Annotated in this window: 17 protein-coding genes; 12 read left to right on the top strand and 5 right to left on the bottom strand. The window is 69.0% G+C overall.

The window, feature by feature from the left end:
• The first annotated feature begins 49 nt into the window (after positions 1-49).
• From ACE3QW_RS21960 to guaA, 5 genes are all read left to right on the top strand, one after another.
• The gene (locus ACE3QW_RS21960; RefSeq protein WP_029557072.1) at positions 50-409 is read left to right on the top strand and encodes a hypothetical protein; all 360 of its coding nucleotides are present in this window, start codon (positions 50-52) and stop codon (positions 407-409) included.
• A 92-nt stretch (positions 410-501) separates the two neighbouring features.
• Positions 502-1,164 carry a 5'-methylthioadenosine/S-adenosylhomocysteine nucleosidase gene (locus ACE3QW_RS21955; RefSeq protein WP_374254012.1) on the top strand — a complete coding sequence of 221 codons (663 nt, stop codon included), beginning with the start codon at positions 502-504 and terminating at the stop codon, positions 1,162-1,164.
• Positions 1,165-1,186: 22 nt separating this feature from the next.
• Entirely contained in the window at positions 1,187-2,488 is a 1,302-nt protein-coding gene (locus tag ACE3QW_RS21950; protein WP_374254010.1) for an RsmB/NOP family class I SAM-dependent RNA methyltransferase, read from the top strand.
• Positions 2,489-2,579: 91 nt separating this feature from the next.
• Positions 2,580-2,801 carry a hypothetical protein gene (locus tag ACE3QW_RS21945; RefSeq protein WP_374254008.1) on the top strand — a complete coding sequence of 74 codons (222 nt, stop codon included), beginning with the start codon at positions 2,580-2,582 and terminating at the stop codon, positions 2,799-2,801.
• 106 nt (positions 2,802-2,907) lie between these two features.
• Positions 2,908-4,476, top strand: a complete 1,569-nt coding sequence (gene guaA, locus ACE3QW_RS21940) for a glutamine-hydrolyzing GMP synthase (RefSeq protein ID WP_374254006.1) — start codon at positions 2,908-2,910, stop codon at positions 4,474-4,476.
• Between the two features lie 97 nt (positions 4,477-4,573).
• Here the strand turns inward: guaA and ACE3QW_RS21935 are convergent, their stop codons facing one another.
• Positions 4,574-7,456 (bottom strand): autotransporter outer membrane beta-barrel domain-containing protein, encoded by a 2,883-nt coding sequence (locus ACE3QW_RS21935; RefSeq protein ID WP_374254004.1) that lies wholly within the window; start codon positions 7,454-7,456, stop codon positions 4,574-4,576.
• 275 nt (positions 7,457-7,731) lie between these two features.
• A complete protein-coding gene (locus ACE3QW_RS21930; protein WP_374254002.1) occupies positions 7,732-8,463 on the bottom strand; it encodes a TetR family transcriptional regulator in 732 nt (243 codons plus the stop codon).
• Between the two features lie 197 nt (positions 8,464-8,660).
• Here ACE3QW_RS21930 and ACE3QW_RS21925 point away from each other — a divergent pair, with 197 nt between their 5' ends.
• Genes ACE3QW_RS21925 through ACE3QW_RS21910 form a run of 4 tightly spaced genes read left to right on the top strand, consistent with a single transcriptional unit; the run spans position 8,661 to position 11,699 of the window.
• Entirely contained in the window at positions 8,661-9,113 is a 453-nt protein-coding gene (locus ACE3QW_RS21925; RefSeq protein ID WP_051679428.1) for a MaoC family dehydratase, read from the top strand.
• Positions 9,110-10,027: an SDR family NAD(P)-dependent oxidoreductase gene (locus ACE3QW_RS21920; protein ID WP_374254000.1), complete on the top strand. Its 918-nt coding sequence runs from the start codon at positions 9,110-9,112 to the stop codon at positions 10,025-10,027. The genes ACE3QW_RS21925 and ACE3QW_RS21920 overlap by 4 nt, the downstream gene beginning before the upstream one ends.
• 11 nt (positions 10,028-10,038) lie before the next feature.
• Positions 10,039-10,500 (top strand): thioesterase family protein, encoded by a 462-nt coding sequence (locus ACE3QW_RS21915; protein ID WP_024277402.1) that lies wholly within the window; start codon positions 10,039-10,041, stop codon positions 10,498-10,500.
• Positions 10,497-11,699 carry an acetyl-CoA C-acyltransferase gene (locus ACE3QW_RS21910; protein ID WP_374253998.1) on the top strand — a complete coding sequence of 401 codons (1,203 nt, stop codon included), beginning with the start codon at positions 10,497-10,499 and terminating at the stop codon, positions 11,697-11,699. Before ACE3QW_RS21915 ends, ACE3QW_RS21910 begins: the two co-directional genes overlap by 4 nt.
• Before the next feature lie 63 nt (positions 11,700-11,762).
• Here the strand turns inward: ACE3QW_RS21910 and ACE3QW_RS21905 are convergent, their stop codons facing one another.
• The 3 genes from ACE3QW_RS21905 to ACE3QW_RS21895 all read right to left on the bottom strand — a co-directional run bounded on the left by ACE3QW_RS21905 (position 11,763) and on the right by ACE3QW_RS21895 (position 14,405).
• Positions 11,763-12,269: a thioesterase family protein gene (locus ACE3QW_RS21905; RefSeq protein ID WP_051460544.1), complete on the bottom strand. Its 507-nt coding sequence runs from the start codon at positions 12,267-12,269 to the stop codon at positions 11,763-11,765.
• A gap of 127 nt (positions 12,270-12,396) precedes the next feature.
• Positions 12,397-13,599, bottom strand: coding sequence for an ABC transporter substrate-binding protein (locus ACE3QW_RS21900; RefSeq protein WP_374253995.1), 1,203 nt, complete (start codon positions 13,597-13,599; stop codon positions 12,397-12,399).
• Between the two features lie 74 nt (positions 13,600-13,673).
• On the bottom strand, positions 13,674-14,405 hold the full coding sequence (locus ACE3QW_RS21895) for an enoyl-CoA hydratase/isomerase family protein (RefSeq protein WP_374253993.1): 732 nt from the start codon (positions 14,403-14,405) through the stop codon (positions 13,674-13,676).
• Between the two features lie 123 nt (positions 14,406-14,528).
• Here ACE3QW_RS21895 and ACE3QW_RS21890 point away from each other — a divergent pair, with 123 nt between their 5' ends.
• The 3 genes from ACE3QW_RS21890 to ACE3QW_RS21880 are packed head-to-tail and all read left to right on the top strand — an operon-like array spanning position 14,529 to position 17,540.
• Positions 14,529-16,136: an AMP-binding protein gene (locus ACE3QW_RS21890; RefSeq protein WP_374253991.1), complete on the top strand. Its 1,608-nt coding sequence runs from the start codon at positions 14,529-14,531 to the stop codon at positions 16,134-16,136.
• A 17-nt stretch (positions 16,137-16,153) separates the two neighbouring features.
• A complete protein-coding gene (locus ACE3QW_RS21885) occupies positions 16,154-17,311 on the top strand; it encodes an iron-containing alcohol dehydrogenase (protein ID WP_374253989.1) in 1,158 nt (385 codons plus the stop codon).
• A 28-nt stretch (positions 17,312-17,339) separates the two neighbouring features.
• A complete protein-coding gene (locus ACE3QW_RS21880; protein ID WP_374253987.1) occupies positions 17,340-17,540 on the top strand; it encodes a hypothetical protein in 201 nt (66 codons plus the stop codon).
• Positions 17,541-17,677 lie beyond the last annotated feature (137 nt).

The following is a 17,677-nucleotide window of genomic DNA, read 5'->3' as shown; positions in this document are numbered from 1 at the left end:
CATGGCTGCGCTGGCGCTTGATGGACACGCGCGCCGCCCGGAGGCTTCCATGACCGTTCAGATGATCCTGCTGCCGCTTTTCGTCCACGTGGCCCTGGTGCTCGCCGTGCTGCTGCGCGCCGTGCGCTCCACCGAGGTGACGGCGGACGGGCTGCGCGCCGGCCTCGCCGCCGTGCTGTTCTACACCCTGACCTGCCTCGCCCTGTTCACCCGCAAGGCGGACGTGGCCTTCGTGGTGCTGGCCTGGATCTTCGTGCTGCTGCGCCTCGCCGCCGCCTTCCCCCAGATGCTCTCCCCCAAGCTGCGGGCCGAGCGCGGCATCGGCGGGGTCAGCCTCGATCTTGCGAGCCTTGCCGTGCTGACCCTGATGTGGGTGCTGTTTGCGTTCGCCATCCTCCTCGCCATCTGACAGCGGGGCGGTTGACAGGCGGGCCGCGGCAGCCGAGGAGTTGAGGTCTTTGCAGACCGGGCGCCCGGCCGGGCGCCCCACTGGAACTTGCGATGACCGATCCCGCCCGCCACGTCCTCGCCTTCGGCGGCCATGAGGTTCTCTTCGTCATGGCGACCAGCCAGGAATACGGAGAGCACCTGAAGGCCCGCATCGACCCGCTCATCACCGGCGTCGGCCCGGTGGAGGCGGCCGTGGAGACGGCGCGGGCCCTCGCCATCCTGCACCATCAGGGCCGTCATCCGGACCTGGTGGTGACGCTGGGGTCGGCCGGCTCGCGGCGGCTCGATCACGCGGAAGTCTATCAGGTCGCCCGGGTCGCCTATCGCGACATGGATGCCTCGGCGCTCGGCTTCGAACGCGGCAAGACGCCCTTCCTCGACGAGCCGGTGGTGGTGGAGCTGCCCCACCGCATCGCCGGGGTGCCGGAAGCCTCCCTCTCCACCGGCGGGGCCATCATCTCGGGCGCGGCCTATGATGCCATCGCCGAGGACATGGTGGACATGGAAACCTTCGCCGTGCTGCGCGCCGCCCGCCGCCACGGCGTGCCCCTCCTCGGCCTGCGCGGCATCAGCGACGGCAAGGCCGAACTGACCGGCTATGCCGACTGGACCGAATATCTCCACATCATCGACGAGAAACTGGCCCTCGCCCTGGACCAGTTCGCCCGCCAGCTGACCGCGGAGGGGCTCGCCCCCGCCGCGAAGCAGGCCTGACCCGACAACCAGAAGAGCCACCGTGACCCCTGCCGCCCGCCTTTCCGCCGCCATCGAGATCCTCGCCGACCTCTCCGCGCGCCGCCGCCCCGCCGCCGACGCGCTGAAGGACTGGGGCCTCTCCCACCGCTTCGCCGGATCGGGCGACCGCGCGGCCATCGCCGGCATCCTCTACGACACCCTGCGCCGGCGCGCCTCCGCCGCCCATGTGATGGGATCGGAGGAGCCGCGCGCCCTGGTGCTCGGCATGCTCGCGCTCATGCGCGGCCTTTCGGTGGACGATATCGCGGCGCTCGCCGATGGCGGACGCTTCGCCCCGGCCCCCCTCTCGGAGGCCGAGCGCGCCCGCCTCGCGGACCCAAGCCTCGAGGGCGCGGCGCCCTTCGTGCGCGGCGACTATCCCCAGTGGCTGCACGCCTCGCTGCGGCATGTGTTCGGCGAGAGCGTGATCGAGGAAGGCGCGGCGCTGGCCGCACGCGCCCCGCTGGATCTGCGCATCAACACGCTGAAGGGCGAACCCGAGGCGGTGAAGGCGGAACTCTCCCACCTGCACCCCGAGCCCTGCCGCTTCTCGCCCCTTGCCCTGCGCATCAAACTCGACTCCGAAGGCAAGCAGCCCCCCGTCTCCGCCGAGCCGGCCTTCCTGCGCGGCGAGGTGGAGGTGCAGGACGAGGGCTCCCAGCTCGCCGCCATCCTCGCCCGCCCCATCCCCGGAAGCCAGGTGCTGGACCTGTGCGCCGGCGCCGGCGGCAAGACGCTGGAATTCGCCGCGCTGATGGACAACAAGGGCCAGATCTACGCCCACGACAGCGACATCCGCCGCCTGAAACCCATGCACGAACGCCTCGCCCGCGCCGGCGTGCGCAATGTGCAGGTGCGGAGCCCGCGCGGCGCCGAGGACGTGCTGCACGACCTCGAAGGCAAGATGGACCTCGTCCTCGTGGACGCCCCCTGCACCGGCACCGGCACCTGGCGGCGCAACCCCGACGCCAAATGGCGCGTGCGCCCCGGTGCGCTGGCCCAGCGCACCGCCGAGCAGGCCAAGATTCTGGAACAGGCCGCCCATTATGTCCGCCCCGGCGGCCGGCTGGCCTATGTCACCTGCTCGCTGCTGGACGAGGAGAACGGCGCCCAGGTGCGCGCCCTCCTCAACAAGCGCGAGGACTTCTCCCCCGTCGCCCCCACCGAGGCCGTTCTGGCGCTGGGCGCCTCCGGCCCCGCGCTGGCGGAAGCGGCACTGGCCAGCCGCGAGGGCCTGCTGATGACCCCGCGCCGCACCGGCACGGACGGCTTCTTCGTGAGCGTGATGAAGCGGGCGGGGTGAGGCGACGCGCGGCCCCTGTCGGCCTCGAATGAACTTTCAGCGCAAGCGGGGCGTTGTCCGCGCGAATGCCACTGCGCTGAAAGGACAGGCCATGGGTCTCATCCGTCTGCTGCTCCTCGTGGTCGTCCTCGTCGGCGGCTACTGGGCCTATTATGTCTATGCCTCCGGCGAGCCCTATGACGAGATCGGCACCGCCATCAATTCCCGCCTCCCCGAACAGGCCCGTTCATTCGGCTGCGCGGAGCTGAAGCGCCGGCATTCCGGCGCCGTGAACGCACCCGCCGGTTGCGAGGCCTACTGGACGCGCATCTGACCCGCGCCGCGGGCTCATACGAGCCCTGCGCGGCGCTTGACTTTTGGAATCGGCGCTTTGCGGTTAAAGGAGGGGCGAAATTCGCCCTCTCGCCCAAGGCTTCACCATGACCGCCGCGCCCGCCACCTCCCAGGACACCGTCCTCATCATCGATTTCGGCAGCCAGGTGACGCAGCTCATCGCCCGCCGGGTCCGCGAGGACGGGGTGTATTCCGAGGTGGTGCCGTTCCAGAAAGCGGAAGAGGCTGTTGCCCGCCTCAAGCCCAAGGCCATCATCCTCTCCGGCGGCCCGGCCTCGGTGATCGAGGGGCAGAGCCCCAAGGCGCCGGATGCGGCGTTCGCGGCGGGCGTGCCGGTTCTGGGCATCTGCTACGGCGAGCAGTGCATGGCGGCGCAGCTCGGCGGCGCTGTGGAGGCGGGCCACCACCGCGAGTTCGGCCGTGCCGAGGTGACGGTCCAGAAGTCCGTGCCCCTGTTCGACGGCGTCTGGCGCCCCGGCGAGCGCCACACCGTGTGGATGAGCCACGGCGACCGCGTGACCCGCCTGCCCGAGGGCTTCGAGGTGGTGGCCACCTCCGAGAACGCCCCCTTCGCCGCCATCGCCGACGTGTCGCGCAATTATTACGGCGTGCAGTTCCATCCCGAGGTGGTGCATACGCCGGACGGCGCGCGCCTTCTCTCCAATTTCGTGCGCAAGGTGGCGGGCCTCGAAGGCACCTGGACCATGGGCGCCTTCCGCGAGCGCGCCATCGCCCGCATCCGCGAGCAGGTGGGCACCGGCCGGGTGATCTGCGGCCTCTCCGGCGGGGTGGATTCCTCCGTCGCGGCCGTGCTCATCCACGAGGCCATCGGCGACCAGCTCACCTGCGTGTTCGTGGACCACGGCCTGATGCGCCAGGCGGAGGCGGACGAGGTGGTCTCCCTCTTCCGCGGCCACTACAACATCCCCCTCGTCCATGTGAACGCCGCCGACCTGTTCCTGAAGGAACTGGAGGGCGTCGAGGACCCGGAGGTGAAGCGCAAGACCATCGGCCGGCTCTTCATCGATGTGTTCGACGCCGAAGCCAAGAAGGTGGGCGGCGCCGATTTCCTCGCCCAGGGCACGCTCTATCCGGATGTGATCGAAAGCGTTTCCTTCGCCGGCGGCCCCTCCGTCACCATCAAGAGCCACCACAATGTGGGCGGCCTGCCCGACCGCATGAACATGAAGCTGGTGGAGCCCCTGCGCGACCTGTTCAAGGACGAGGTGCGCGCGCTCGGCCGCGAGCTGGGCCTGCCGGAGAGCTTCGTCGGCCGCCACCCCTTCCCCGGCCCCGGCCTCGCCATCCGCTGCCCCGGCGCGGTCACGCAGGAGAAGCTCGACATCCTGCGCAAGGCCGACGCCATCTATCTCGAAGAAATCCGCTATGCCGGCCTCTACGACGTGATCTGGCAGGCCTTCGCCGTGCTCCTGCCCGTGCGCACCGTGGGCGTGATGGGCGACGGCCGCACCTACGACCACGTGCTGGCGCTGCGCGCCGTCACCTCCGTCGACGGCATGACCGCCGACTTCTACCCCTTCGACATGACCTTCCTCGGCCGCACCGCCACCCGCATCATCAACGAAGTGAAGGGCGTCAATCGCGTGGTCTACGACGTGACGTCGAAGCCCCCGGGGACCATCGAGTGGGAGTGATTTGCCCAAGGCACGCAATTTTACGCGACCACGGCCCTAGGCGGTGGAGCAGGCCGACGCCGCGGGTGCCGTGGCGAGGGATCTCCGCATCCCGCCGCTAGAAGCGCCACGCCAGATTGGCCTGGACGGCGTTGACCGTCACGCTGTCCGCGAACTGGCCGACATAGGCCATGCCGAAGCGGACCTGTTCGCCGATGCGCAGGTCGGCGCCCACCTTCACCAGCGCGGTGTTCTGCGCCAGCGGCACGCCGGCGACGGTGAAGTTCGCGCTCGGGACGCTGAGGAAGGCGAGCCGGGCATCGGGGGTGAGGTCGCCGAAGGCATATTGCCAGGCGAGCGAGGCATGGGGCTCCAGTGCCATGCCGCGTGACAGCTCCACGGTGCTCGCCAGCCGGAGGCCGAGCGAGGAGTAGCCGACGCCCATCGAGTTGGACGCACCGGACAGGCCGGCCGACGCGCCCGTCTCGGTGAAGCCGTCGGTGTTCAAGTGGACATAGGCAAGGCCGGCGAAGGGCTCCAGCGCCAACTGCTGGACGGCGAAGCCGTAGCCGACCTCGGCGAACACCTGCCCGGTCCCGCCGGAATAATCGGCGTTCGCCCGCTGGAAGAAGCCGGGATAGGCGATGGTGCGCGAAGCGTCGATCTGGTTGAAGGCGTAGCTTGCGGCGAGGCGCAGCTTCCATGGCCCGGAGCTGGTGCCCGCATAAAGCGCGACCAGCATGCTGTCGGTGTTGGACTGGCTCGCCAGCGCATCCATCTGCGCATTGGAATGCGTGTAGCCGACCGCCGCACCGAGCAACCAGTTCTCGACCTTCACGTCGGCGCCGGAAATGATCCCGCCGATGTTGGCATCGACGTCGGCGGTGTCGCGGCCACCGCCATAGGCGCTCCACCCGCCGAAGGCCTGCGCCCAGATGGTGCCGTTGAACGCGGGCTCGGCGGACGGCTGCGCCTTGGTGGGGAACGGCACGCCGGACGTGGTCGGCGCGGCATAGGCGAGCGCCGGCCCGCCAAAGCCGAGCGCGGCCGTCGGGCCGCCCTGGCCGGCATAGGAGCCTTGGCGCAGGCGTCCCAGCAACGCGTCGCGGCTGTACGCGCTGTCGCCCAAGAGAACCGTCTGCGTGCTGGCATAGGCCTCGCCGGAGAGGGCGGTGAGCGCGCCGGGCAGTTCGGCCACGGTGAGGCCGTAGAGCGGGCTGAGCGCCGTGGGAAGGGTCGTCAGCAGGCCGTTGGTGGTGGTGTTGATGACGCGATCAAGGGCACCGCCGACCGCGCGCTGGTTCGGCGCGTTGCCCGCCTTGCCGGCGAGATCGGCCGCGACCGTCATGGTCACCACGTTCGGGGCATAGGCCACGCTCGCGTCGAACAGCGCCGGCAGGCCGGGGGTGACCACATGGTCGAAGGTGCCGGTGATGCCGTCCGTGGCGACGATGAGCGTCGTGGTCGGGGCGAAGCTGGTGTCGAGGAAGGACGCCTGCAGCGTGCCGTCGAGCCGTATGGTGCCCGTCACCTCCAGGAAGTCGCTGCCCTTGTCCGTCACGCGCGCGGCGTAGGTGCCCGTCGCGGTCTGCACGAAGGTGCCGCTGAGGAGGTGTGTGATGGTCGGGCCGGTGCCGCTCACGCCGAGCCAGCCGGCGTTCTCGAATCTCTTGTCCGGCCCCGCCGTCGCAGCCAGCCGGCCATCGATGATGCCCGCGTTCACGATCACGGTGCCATGGCTGTCCGGGCCCGTGCGCAGGGCATCGGCCTCGACCGTGGTCTTCAGGATGCCGTAGTTCAGGAAGGTGCCGTAGTCGCCATGCAAGTCCACCGCCGCCCCGGCGATGCCGGTGGCGGTGATGGTGCCCTTGTTGGTCAGCACGCCATAGGTCTCGCCACGCATGCCGATGCCGCCGTTGCCGGTGACATTGATGGTGCCGCTGTTGATGATGTCGTCGCCCTTCATGCCTGACAGAGCGGCGGCATTCTCGCCCGCGAAGTTCAGGGTCCCGATGTTGCGGATCGGGTTGTACATGCCGGGAATGGTGGCGATGAAGCCGTTTATGGTGGTCGTGCCGCCCGCGGTCGAGACATAGATGCCCACGACATTGTCGCCATAGGCCGAGTTGGACGACACGACAGCGCCGGGAATGTCGATCTCGTACCAGGTCACCACGCCGAGGGCGTCGATGTGCATGACCGCGGGATGCACCACGCCGTCCGCCGTCACCCAGTTGGTGACGAGGTTGTATTCGCCGGAGCGGCCGGCCCCGGTGATGCCCTCGAAATGGGTCGCGACGGCGCCGGGGTGGTCGTAGGTCTGATAGGTGCCGGTGGTCTGGTCGTAGATGTAGCCGTGCTCGGCGTGCAGCCCGCCGCCCACCTCGACCTCGCCATAGCCGCCGGCGATCTTGTCGCCGTAGATGCCATAGGCGGTGGTGCTGACCGCGCCTGGTATGTTGTTGGTGGTATAGGTTTTTGTGTCGATATTGTAGATGAAGGCGTTGCCGGTCGCGAGCCGGGTGTCGTAGTCGCCGACCACCTGGTTGCCGAAGTTGCTGTGGGCAATGGTGTAGAGCGTGTCGGCGCCCGGATAGGCCAGCGGCGTCAGCGTCTGCCCCGGCGCCGCGGCGGCGTCGTAGAGATAGCTGAGGTCATACGGGGCCGACGTTTCGGTCTGGTAGCTGCCCACCACACGCAGGATGCCGCCGGGGGTTCCGAAGCTCGGCCCATAGGGCGACGAACCGATGGCGCCGGGATAGTTGACCCCGTTGTTGGTGGCTTCCGGCATGGGCGACCAGGTGCGGCTGGTCATGTTGTAGTAGAGGCCGCCGGTCTCGGTGCTGCCGGGAATGGTGTAGTTGCCGACGATGTTGTCGCCGCGAATGCCGGTGAGGAACGTCCCGTTCGTCCCGTAATTCAGCGTCTCATAGGTCGTCGGCGAAGACGGCAGGGGCTCGGCCAGCGCGCTCTGCGCAAGGCTGCCGGCACCCAGGCCCATGGCGACGAGCCCGAGTGCGCGTGTGCGCGACACGTCGCAAAAAAACGATCGAATTGTCATGAAATGCCCCGCCGCCCCGGCTCAGGGCAATGGCAGGCTATCCCAGGGTAACTGGAATAGCTATTTCACATTTCGATCTTGTTTCGCCGGAGCAATCCCCGCGCAAGCCACGGTTGGTCATGTGCTTCCAGCGCCGACATGGTGCCCCGCGCTGCTCGATCGAAATTCATGCAGAGGCGGAGGCAGGGCACCAAGTCGCCCTGAACCGGTTGCAGTCAGCCTCGTCGAGGCTCGAAGCCGAAGCGTAGCGGGCGCACGATCTGCTCTGCCAGCGCCTCGCGGTCCGCAGCCGTCTCGCCAGCCTTGGGGCGGTACCAGATCGACATCCAGTTGATGGCGCCGAGCGCAGCCTTGATGGTGAGCGAGGGAGATTCGCTTATCGCGCTGCCGTCTTCCAGAGCCGTGTCGAGCATGGAACGAAACAAGCGTTCGTAACGACGGCGCATGTCCATCACGGCATCCAGGGTGCGCCGCTGGGCCGGGGTGGTGGCCGCCAGCCGGTGCATGTGCACGCCCTGCACCACAACCGCGATGTAGGTATGGTTCTCCATCGACGCCAGCGCGTGTGCCTTCAGCATTCGAGCAAGGCGCGAGCCAGCCGTGCCCGGCATCGCCGACGCCGTTTCCACCGCGGCGAACAGGCGATCCATGCCCTCGCGGTGCACGTCGAAGAAGAGGTCCGTCTTCGAGGCGTAGTAATGATAGATACGGCCCTTGGTGGCGCCGAGGCGGCGTGCCACGTCGTCGATGCTCGTGGCGGAGAACCCCTGCTCCATGAAGCACGCGGCCGCCGCCTCGAGGATGTCGGCATTGCCGGTGCCGTCGCTCCGGATCTCCAGCGTGCTCCCGCCCGCCATCGCTTCTCCCCCCGTGCCGGCGCCCGTCTTGCCCGTGGCCGTCTTAGTCGTGGCCGTCTTGGCTTTGCCAGCGTTGCCTTTTCCTGCCATGTCCTGCCCAGACCCTTGCTAAGTGCGCCTGCACGCTAGGCTGCCGCGCGCCCGCAGCCTAGCGAACGATTGCAAATCCTTCACCCGGATGAGGTGGCTGGACAAAGCCCCTCTCAAATGCATACTACCGAGTATGTTGTAAGCCAACGTCCCGCCCGTGCGCGATGCCGCCGCAGGACAAGCCGGAACAGGTCCCGATGTCCCTTCCCATCCCCTCCCCCGGCGCTCCGCCTCTCGTGAGCGGCTGGCTCGACGTGACCCAACCTCTCGTCGATCTGTTTGCGGACGCCATTTCCGACCATCAGTTCATCCATGTGGACCCCGAGCGCGCAGCGCGGGAGAGCGCCTTTGGCGGCACCATCGCCCACGGCTTCCTGGTGCTGTCCCTGCTGTCGAAGCTCGGCGCCGAGGTGATGGAGCTGCCCGGACCGGGCGAGGTGGGCATCAACTACGGCTTCGACAAGGTGCGCTTCCTCATGCCGGTGCCGGTGGGCCAGCGCATCCGCGGCGTGTTCCGCGTCGCGGCGCAGGAGCCCAAGGGCGGCGGCATCCTCAATCGCTTCGACGTGACCGTCGAGCTCGAACACGCCGCCAAGCCGGCCCTCGCGGCGGAATGGCTGGTTCTGATTCTCAAGGGAGACAAGGCATGAGCATCTCGTTCGAGGGGCGGGTGGCCATCGTCACGGGCGCCGGCGGCGGGCTCGGCCGCGCGCATGCGCTGGAGCTCGCCCGCCGCGGCGCCAAGGTGGTGGTGAACGATTTCGGCGGCGCCCGCGACGGCACCGGCGGCTCTACCGCCGCGGCGCAGGCAGTGGTGGACGAGATCCGCTCCGGCGGCGGCGAGGCACTTGCGGACGGCGGCAACGTCACCTCCGCTTCGGACATGGAAGCGATGGCAGCGGCGGCCCTGCAGGCGTTCGGCCGCATCGACATCCTCATCAACAACGCCGGCATCCTGCGCGACCGCACCTTCGCCAAGATGGATATGGCGGATTTCGCGGCCGTGGTGGCGGTGCATCTGCTCGGCTCGGCCAACGCCACCAAGGCGGTGTGGGAGACCATGCGCGCGCAGAAATACGGCCGCGTGCTGATGACCTCCTCCACCTCCGGCGTCTACGGCAATTTCGGCCAGTCCAACTACGGCGCCGCCAAGGCCGGGCTCATCGGCCTCATGAACGTGCTGCATTTCGAGGGCGAAAAGTACGGCATACGCGTCAACGCCGTTCTGCCCACGGCCGCCACCCGCATGACCGGCGACATGATGGACGAGCAGACCCTCGCCCATCTCGCACCCGAGAATGTCACGCCCGCCGCCCTCTACCTCGTGAGCGAGGAGGCGCCGAGCCGCACCGCTTTGCTCGCCGGCGCGGGCACCGTGGCACGCATGGCGATCGTGGAGACGGAAGGCGTGTTCCTGCCGCAGAGCCAGCGCACCCCCGAAGCGGTGGCGGCCGCCTTTGCCGATCTCGCCCGGCTGGACAATGCGATCGAGACCGCGGCCGGCCTTGCCCATGTGGAGCGCATCATCGCGCGCGCCAAGGCCGCAGCCATCGCGGCGGCCTGAAGGGAGCTTCCATGAGCGAGCCTCGCCCCGCCCCCGAGGGGCGGACGGCGTTCCCGCGCCTGTATGCCATGCAGACGCGCTGGAACGACGTGGACCGCTACGGCCACATGAACAACGTGGTCTATCTCGAATATTTCGACAGCGCCCTCAACCGGGCGCTGATCGGGGCGGGTGCGCTCGACTTCGCCGGCACCGGGCCCATCGGCATCGTCGCCAAGGTTGGCTGCGACTACTTCTCCGAGGTGAGCTACCCGGACGAAGTGGAGGTTGGCGTGCGCATCGAGCGCATCGGCAGCTCCAGCCTCACCTGGGGCTTCGGCCTGTTCCGGTCCGGCGCTCCCCTCACAGCCGCGGTGGGGCGCACCATCCATGTCTATGTGGACCGCGCCAGCCGCCGCCCGCAGCCGCTCAGCCCGGAGCTGAGGGCCCTCGCAGCAACGCTCCACGTTCCCCGGAAGGATCCCGCATCATGAGGGAAGCCGTCGTCGTCTCCACCGCCCGCACGCCCATCGCCAAGGCCTATCGCGGTGCCTTCAACGACACCAGCGCCCCTCAGCTCGCCGGCCACGCCATTGCGAGCGCGCTCGCCCGCGCCGGCATCGAGGGCGGCGAGGTGGAGGATGTCATCATGGGTGCCGCCCTGCAGCAGGGCACGACGCACATGAACATCGGCCGTACCGCCGCGCTGCGCGCCGGCCTGCCCGTCCAGGTGCCCGGCCAGAGCGTCGACCGCCAGTGCGCCTCGGGTCTCATGGCCATCTCCATCGCTGCCCGGCAGATCGTCGGCGAGGGCATGGAGATCGCGGTCGGCGGCGGTGTCGAGCAGGTCTCGCTGGTGCAGAACGAGCGCATGAACGTCTTTGGCTGGCACGACGCCTGGCTGGATGCTCACGTGCCCTCGACCTACATGAGCATGATCGAGACCGCCGAGATCGTGGCCGCGCGCTACGGCGTCTCCCGCGCGGCGCAGGATGCCTATGCCCTCCGGTCCCAGCAGCGCACGGCGCAGGCGCAGGCCCGCGGCGCTTTCGACGACGAGATCGTGCCCCTCGACACCGTGAAGGTCGTCACCGACAAGGCCACGGGCGAGACCCGCCGCGAGGCGGTGCGCCTCACGCGGGACGAGGGGAACCGCGCCGACACGACCGCGGAAGGCCTCGCGGCGCTGAAGCCGGTGTTCAAGGGCGGCATCGAGGTGGCGGAAGGCCGATGCGTGACCGCGGGCAACGCCTCTCAGCTCTCTGACGGTGCCTCCGCCTGCGTGCTGATGGAGGCCAAGGCGGCCGAGCGGCGCGGACTTTCTCCGCTGGGCATCTACCGCGGCATGGCGGTGGCGGGCTGCGCGCCGGAAGAAATGGGGATCGGCCCGGTCTTCGCTGTGCCGAAGCTGCTGGCCCGTCACGGCCTGACGGTGGACGACATCGGCCTGTGGGAGCTGAACGAGGCCTTCGCTGCCCAGCTCCTCTATTGCCGCGACCGGCTCGGCATTCCCGACGACCGGCTGAATGTGAACGGCGGCGCCATCTCCATCGGCCATCCCTACGGCATGTCCGGCGCCCGCATGACAGGCCATGCCCTCATCGAGGGCCGCCGTCGGGGCGCACGCTACGTGGTGGTCACCATGTGCGTGGGCGGCGGCATGGGCGCGGCCGGCCTGTTCGAGGTGGCGTGAGTTTCTCCCGAGCAGCCTGAAGGCCCCGGAGCAATCCGGGGCCATTTTTTGGCCGCCTCAGGATCAGCCCCGTGCCGAAAGGCCGATGCGCCTGTCGAGCCAGGCAGGGCGTGGGAGAGGGGCGTGGGCCGCCGCATCGGCATCAAGGCGCATCTGCACGTGGGCAGGAAAGGGCGCGGCCCGTGGCGCGCCCGCGGCGCGGGAGACATGCATCAGCACCTGTTCGCACAAGGCGAGCGCCACGCCCTCGGCATCGATGAGCCGCATGAGGATGTGCATGCGCTTGGCATCCGCCGCCAGCACCACCAGCTCGACCGAAAGTGCCGTGCCCTCGTGGCATTCGTGAAGGTATCCGATCCGGCTGTCGAGCGTGTAGAGTGTTGCGGCCTGCGTGGTGCGATAGTCGGCGTCCAGCCCCAGGCGCTCCATGTAGGCCGTGGCGGCATCGGAAAAGACGATGCCATAGGCGAAATCGCCCATATGGCCGTTGTAATCCACCCATTCCGGGCGGACGCGGTCAGCCAGAATGACGATGCCGGAAACGGCAGCCTTCTGCTGCGAATGGTCCACGGCGGCTCCCTCCCTCACTGAAGACGGGGAGGCCGCGACGGCCTCCCCGGTCCTGCACGAAGCCCATTTCTCCTGCGCCGGCATCCAGGGGCTGCGGGCGCCCGACCCGTTCCGTCCGGAGAGACCCTCAGCCCTTCACCAGCGGGCAGGCGCTCTCCTCGATGGGGCGGAACGCTTCCTTTCCGGGGATGGTGCGCAGAACCTTGTAATAGTCCCACGGCCCCTTGGAGTCCTTCGGCGCCTTCACCTCCACGAGGTACATGTCGTGCACGAGGCGACCGTCCTTGCGCAGATAGGCGTTGCGGGCGAAGAAATCGTTGATGGGAGCCTCGCGCAGCTTGGCCATCACCTGAGATCCGGTGACGGTGCCGGCCGCCTCGGCGGCCTTCAGGAAATTCGTCACCGCCGAATAGACGCCCGCATGCACCATGGTCGGCATCCGGCCGTTCATGCGCTGCGCATACCGCTTCGACCAGGCACGCGTCGCGTCGTCATAGTCCCAGTAGAAGCCGGTGGTCAGCGTCAGGCCCTTGGCGATGTCGAGCCCGACCGCATGCACGTCGGTGAGGAACAGCAGCATCCCGGCGATGCGCTGACCACCCTGGGTGATGCCGAATTCCTGCGCCTGCTTCAGCGCCGTCATGGTGTCGCCGGAGGAGTTGGCCAGCGCCACCACCTTGGCGCCGGAGGCCTGCGCCTTCAGCAGGTAGGAGGAGAAATCCGAGGTCTCGCGCGGGTGCCGCACGCTGCCCACCACGGTGCCGCCCGCCGCCTTCACGGCCTCGCTCGTGTCCTTCTCCAGCGCATGGCCGAAGGTGTAGTCCACGGTGATGAAAAACCAGCTCTTGCCGCCGTCCTGCGTCATGGCGCGGCCGGTGCCGTTGGCGAGGGCATAGGTGTCCCACGTCCAGTGGGCGGTGGAGGGCGAGCATGCCTTGCCCGTCAGCTCCGAGGAACCCGCGGTGGAGACGAGGAATGCGGTGTCGGTGTTGCGCGTCACCTCCTGCACCGCCATGGCGACCGAGGACGTCGGCACATCGATGATGGCCTTCACGTTCTGCTGGTCGATCCAGCCGCGCGCCAGGCTGGCGCCCACGTCCGGCTTGTTCTGGTGGTCGCCGACGATGACCTCGACGTCACGGCCGAGCAGCTTGCCGCCGAAATCCTCCACCGCCATCTTCGCCGCAGCGACGGAACCGGGACCGGCGAGGTCCGCGTTCATGCCGGACATGTCCGTGAGCACGCCGAGACGCCAGGTCTCCGCAGCCGCCGGACCGCCGGACAGGACGAGCGCCGCCAGAGCGGCGCGGCCGAAAAATCCGCGCGTCATCAGATATCCTCCCTTGGGTGCTTTTGGGGACGCGGCGGTTTGAGCCCGCCGTCGTTGCTTGACCGGACGACCCGCTAGCTGGTCGCCTCTGAAACCAGCCTGGACAGCAGGAACTGGTCGGCCTCGTAGGCCGCGGCCCAGTTGCCACCCGCCGAGCCATCAAGCGCGCGCTTGGTCATGGCGAGGGCGAGGGGTGGGCAGGCCGCGATCTCGCCGGCCCACGCCCGCGCGGCGTCGAGTGCGCCGCCCTGCGGTGCGCCCCTGTCGGCAAGGCCCATCGCCACCGCCTCGGCGGCGGAGACGGTCTCGTCGCAGAAGAGGAGCCGCTTGGCGCGGGCCGGCCCCACCAGAGCGGAGAGCAGCGGCAGGCCGCCCCAGCCCAGCGTCATGCCGAGGCGCACCTCCGGAAAACGGAAGAAGGCGCCGTCCGCCAGAACCCGGAAGTCGGCCGCCAGCGCCAGGATCGCGCCGCCGCCGATGGCCGGCCCCTCCACCGCGGCGATCACCGCCTGCGGCAGGCGGCGCCAGCGCTCGGACATGCGTCCGCCTGCGGCCATGGCATGATGGCGCGCTGCGATGTCGTCATCCGGCCGCCAAAGGGCGTCGTCCTTGAGGTCCACCCCGGCGGAGAACCGGGTGGGCGTGCCGGCAAGCACCACGACCCGCACCGTCGTGTCCGCTTCCAGCTCCGCCGCGGCGGCCGTGAGCGCCTCGATGGCGGCAAGGCTCAGCGCATTGGCCTTGCCGCCGCGGTCGTAGCGCACGACGGCGATGGTGCCGGCCCGCTCGATCTCCACGATTTTCATGGCGCCGCAGGCCCTCCGAACAGCCCGTCCTTTACATACTACTGAGTATGTTGCATAAGGATTGAGCCTTTGCAACAGGCTCCAAGGGCGTCACGAATACGCCGGCCAAGGGGGAGGACGAGGATGAGCGAGCGGGAAGCAGCGCTGTCGCGCGACCATGCGGTGCTGCGCGCCATGCTTGAGCGCCGCGCGGCGGAGCGACCGCAGGCGCCCTTCGTACAATTCTGGCCGGGGCCTGCCGAAACCTGCACCTGGAGCTATGCGGAAACGCTCGCCCGCGTGCGCCGGCGCGCGGCCACGCTCGTCCGCCATGGCGTCCGGCGGGGCGACCATGTGCTCTGCTTCATGGGCAACGGGCCCGAGTTGCTGGCCACCTGGTTCGCCATCAACTACCTCGGCGCCGTCTACGTGCCCCTCAATACTGCGAGCCGCGGCCGGCCACTGGAGCATATCCTGAACGATGCCGACGCCCCGCTGATGATCGCGGAGGCAAGTCTTCTGCCCCGCCTGCGGGAGGTGGCGCCGGGCAAGCTCTCCGTCGTCCTCACGGTGGCGGGCGCGCCTGAGCCGGTGCCGGGCCTCGATGTCGTGGCCCTTGAGGACCGGGACGATTTCGCGCCCGCCGATCTCGACATCGACCGCCCCATCGAGCCGTGGGACACCCAGGCCATCATGTACACCTCGGGCACGACGGGGAGCCCGAAGGGCGTGATCTCGTCCTACACCCAGCTCTACACCATGGGCCCCGACGCGTTCGCCGTCGCGGACGACGAGCGCTGCCTGATCTGCGGCCCCATCTTCCACTGCGGATCGACGCTCTACGTCTACGCCCAGCTCGCGCGCGGCCTTTCCATCGGCATGATGCGGGAGTTCCGCACCCAGGACTTCTGGCCCGCCGTACGTGAGACCGGATCCACCTACGTGCTGCTGCTTGGCGTGATGGCGAGCTTCCTCCTGAAGGCCCCGCCGGCCGCGACCGACCGTGACCATCCCCTGCGCCGCGCCTTCATCACGCCCTTCGGCGAGGATGGTCCTGCCTTCGCCGAACGCTTCGGCGTCGAGGCCTGGACCATCTACAACATGACCGAGATCGCGAGCCCCCTCCACGCCGGCCCCGGCATCACCGAAAAGGGCATTGCCGGCCAGCCCCGCCCCTGGTTCGAACTGCGCATCGTCGACGAGCACGACCTCGAGGTGCCGGAGGGTGCGACCGGCGAGCTCGTCATCCGCGCCCACCGGCCGTGGGCCCTGATGAAGGGCTACTACAACAATCCCGCGGCCACCGCCGAGGCGATGCGCAACGGCTGGTTCCACACCGGCGACGGCTTCCGCCGAACCGCCGACGGCAACTTCTTCTTCGTCGACCGGCTGAAGGACGTCATCCGCCGCCGCGGCGAGAACATCTCCTCCTTCGCGCTGGAAGCCGAGGTGCGCACCCATCCAGCCGTGAAGGAATGCGCCGCAGTGGCCGTGCCCAGCGCTCTCAGCGAGGACGAGGTTCTGGTGGTGGTGACGCCGGTGGACGGCGCGGCTCTCGACGCCGAGGACCTCATCCGCTTCCTGGCCGCCGGCATCCCGCACTACATGGTGCCGCGCTATGTCAGGCAGGTGGAAGCGCTGCCCAAGACCGCAAGCGGCAAGGTGCAGAAGCACGAGTTGCGCGCCGCCGGCGTCACCTCCGACACCTTCGACCGGGAAGCCGCGGGCATCCGCATCGGCCGCGGCTCCTGACGGCGGAAAGGCAGACCATGGCAGGTTTCGTCTTCAACACCACGCGCTCCATCGTGCTCGAGCCCGGCGCCGCGCGCCGGATCGCAGATCTGGCCGGCCCGCTGCTCGGCCCGCGCGTCGTCCTCGTCACCGACAAGAGCCTGCGCGCGGCCGGGCTTGTCGCTCCCGCCCTCGCCTCACTCGCTACCGCCGGGATCGCGGTCGCCATTTTCGACGACGTGGTGGCGGACCCGCCGGAGGCGAACGTCGCCGCCCTGACCAACCTCGTCGCAGCGCACCGGGCGAGCGGCCTTCTTGCCATCGGCGGCGGATCGCCGATGGACGTGGCGAAGGTGGCGGCACTGATCGCCGGCAGCGGCGAAGCGCTCGCAGACATCTACGGCGTCAACCGCGCCCGCGGGCCGCGCTTGCCGCTGGTGCTGGTGCCCACCACCGCCGGAACCGGCTCGGAAGTCACGCCCATTTCCATCATCACCACGGGCGCCGCCACGAAGATGGGCGTCGTGACGCCGCATCAGCTGCCCGACATGGCGATCCTCGACGCCGAGTTGACCCTGAGCCTGCCTCCGGCGGTGACGGCCGCCACCGGCATCGACGCCATGGTTCACGCCATCGAGGCCTACACCTCCGCCTCCCCGAACAACAATCCGCTGTCGCGCACGCTCGCCCGGCAGGCCTTGGGGCTGCTTGGCGGCGCCATCCGCATCGCCACCTTCGACGGCGCGAATATCGCGGCGCGCAGCGACATGCTGCTCGGCTCGCTTCTCGCCGGGCAGGCATTCGCCAATTCCCCAGTCGCCGCGGTGCATGCGCTCGCCTATCCCATCGGCGGGCATTTCCATGTGCCGCACGGATTGTCCAATGCGCTGGTGCTGGCCCCGGTGCTGCGCTTCAACATGCCCGCCGCCGCCACGCTCTACGGCGAGATCGCCGCGGACGCCTTCCCCGAGCTGGCCGACGTGCCTGCGACGGAGCGGGCCGCCGCGTTTGCCACGGCATTGGCGGACCTGGGCAGGACCCTCGGCCTGCCCCCCGGGCTCGCCGCCGTCGGCATCACCCGCAACGACTTGCCGCTTCTGGCCGCGGAGGCGATGAAGCAGACGCGCCTGCTGGTCAACAACCCGCGCCCCGTCACCGAGGCGGACGCTCTCGCCATTTACGAAGCCGCCCTGTAGACGCGCGGACGGCGCCTTCGATGTCGCTGTGGCCGTCGAGACGCCGCGCGAGCGCGCGACCGTGATACGCGAAGCTCTCGACCGCGCCCCTTTCGACGTCGATCCGCTCAGTCTCGCACGGCATGAAGCACTGCAATCGGGCGACATCACCCGCGTGCGCGATGCTGCGTCAAAGCGGATGCGCCTGTGCCCTGACGACAAAGAACCCGCCCGCATTCAGAAACTCTGACGTGACCCCCTTTTCTCATCCAGCCATAACGAGAGTCCTAGGTTGATTTGAGCCTTGGTGGTGGTGGGTGGCAAGAGGCGTCCGCGCGGAGCCTCCAGGCTGCGCAGCGCGGTCGCCGGACTCTCCGGATAAGGCGC

The organism is Xanthobacter sp., from assembly GCF_041911315.1.
Taxonomy (GTDB): domain Bacteria; phylum Pseudomonadota; class Alphaproteobacteria; order Rhizobiales; family Xanthobacteraceae; genus Xanthobacter; species Xanthobacter aminoxidans.
Note: the sequence above shows the minus strand (reverse complement) of the source record. Positions and strands in the feature narration are given on the sequence as shown.

Bases quoted from the DNA above. Each gene is read 5' to 3' on its own strand.
- ACE3QW_RS21960 (WP_029557072.1), top strand. From the start codon at position 50: ATGACCGTTCAGATGATCCTGCTGCCGCTTTTCGTCCACGTGGCCCTG.
- ACE3QW_RS21955 (WP_374254012.1), top strand. From the start codon at position 502: ATGACCGATCCCGCCCGCCACGTCCTCGCCTTCGGCGGCCATGAGGTT.
- ACE3QW_RS21945 (WP_374254008.1), top strand. From the start codon at position 2,580: ATGGGTCTCATCCGTCTGCTGCTCCTCGTGGTCGTCCTCGTCGGCGGC.
- guaA (WP_374254006.1), top strand. From the start codon at position 2,908: ATGACCGCCGCGCCCGCCACCTCCCAGGACACCGTCCTCATCATCGAT.
- ACE3QW_RS21935 (WP_374254004.1), bottom strand. From the start codon at position 7,456: ATGGGCCTGGGTGCCGGCAGCCTTGCGCAGAGCGCGCTGGCCGAGCCC.
- ACE3QW_RS21930 (WP_374254002.1), bottom strand. From the start codon at position 8,463: ATGGCAGGAAAAGGCAACGCTGGCAAAGCCAAGACGGCCACGACTAAG.
- ACE3QW_RS21925 (WP_051679428.1), top strand. From the start codon at position 8,661: ATGTCCCTTCCCATCCCCTCCCCCGGCGCTCCGCCTCTCGTGAGCGGC.
- ACE3QW_RS21920 (WP_374254000.1), top strand. From the start codon at position 9,110: ATGAGCATCTCGTTCGAGGGGCGGGTGGCCATCGTCACGGGCGCCGGC.
- ACE3QW_RS21915 (WP_024277402.1), top strand. From the start codon at position 10,039: ATGAGCGAGCCTCGCCCCGCCCCCGAGGGGCGGACGGCGTTCCCGCGC.
- ACE3QW_RS21910 (WP_374253998.1), top strand. From the start codon at position 10,497: ATGAGGGAAGCCGTCGTCGTCTCCACCGCCCGCACGCCCATCGCCAAG.
- ACE3QW_RS21900 (WP_374253995.1), bottom strand. From the start codon at position 13,599: ATGACGCGCGGATTTTTCGGCCGCGCCGCTCTGGCGGCGCTCGTCCTG.
- ACE3QW_RS21895 (WP_374253993.1), bottom strand. From the start codon at position 14,405: ATGAAAATCGTGGAGATCGAGCGGGCCGGCACCATCGCCGTCGTGCGC.
- ACE3QW_RS21890 (WP_374253991.1), top strand. From the start codon at position 14,529: ATGAGCGAGCGGGAAGCAGCGCTGTCGCGCGACCATGCGGTGCTGCGC.
- ACE3QW_RS21885 (WP_374253989.1), top strand. From the start codon at position 16,154: ATGGCAGGTTTCGTCTTCAACACCACGCGCTCCATCGTGCTCGAGCCC.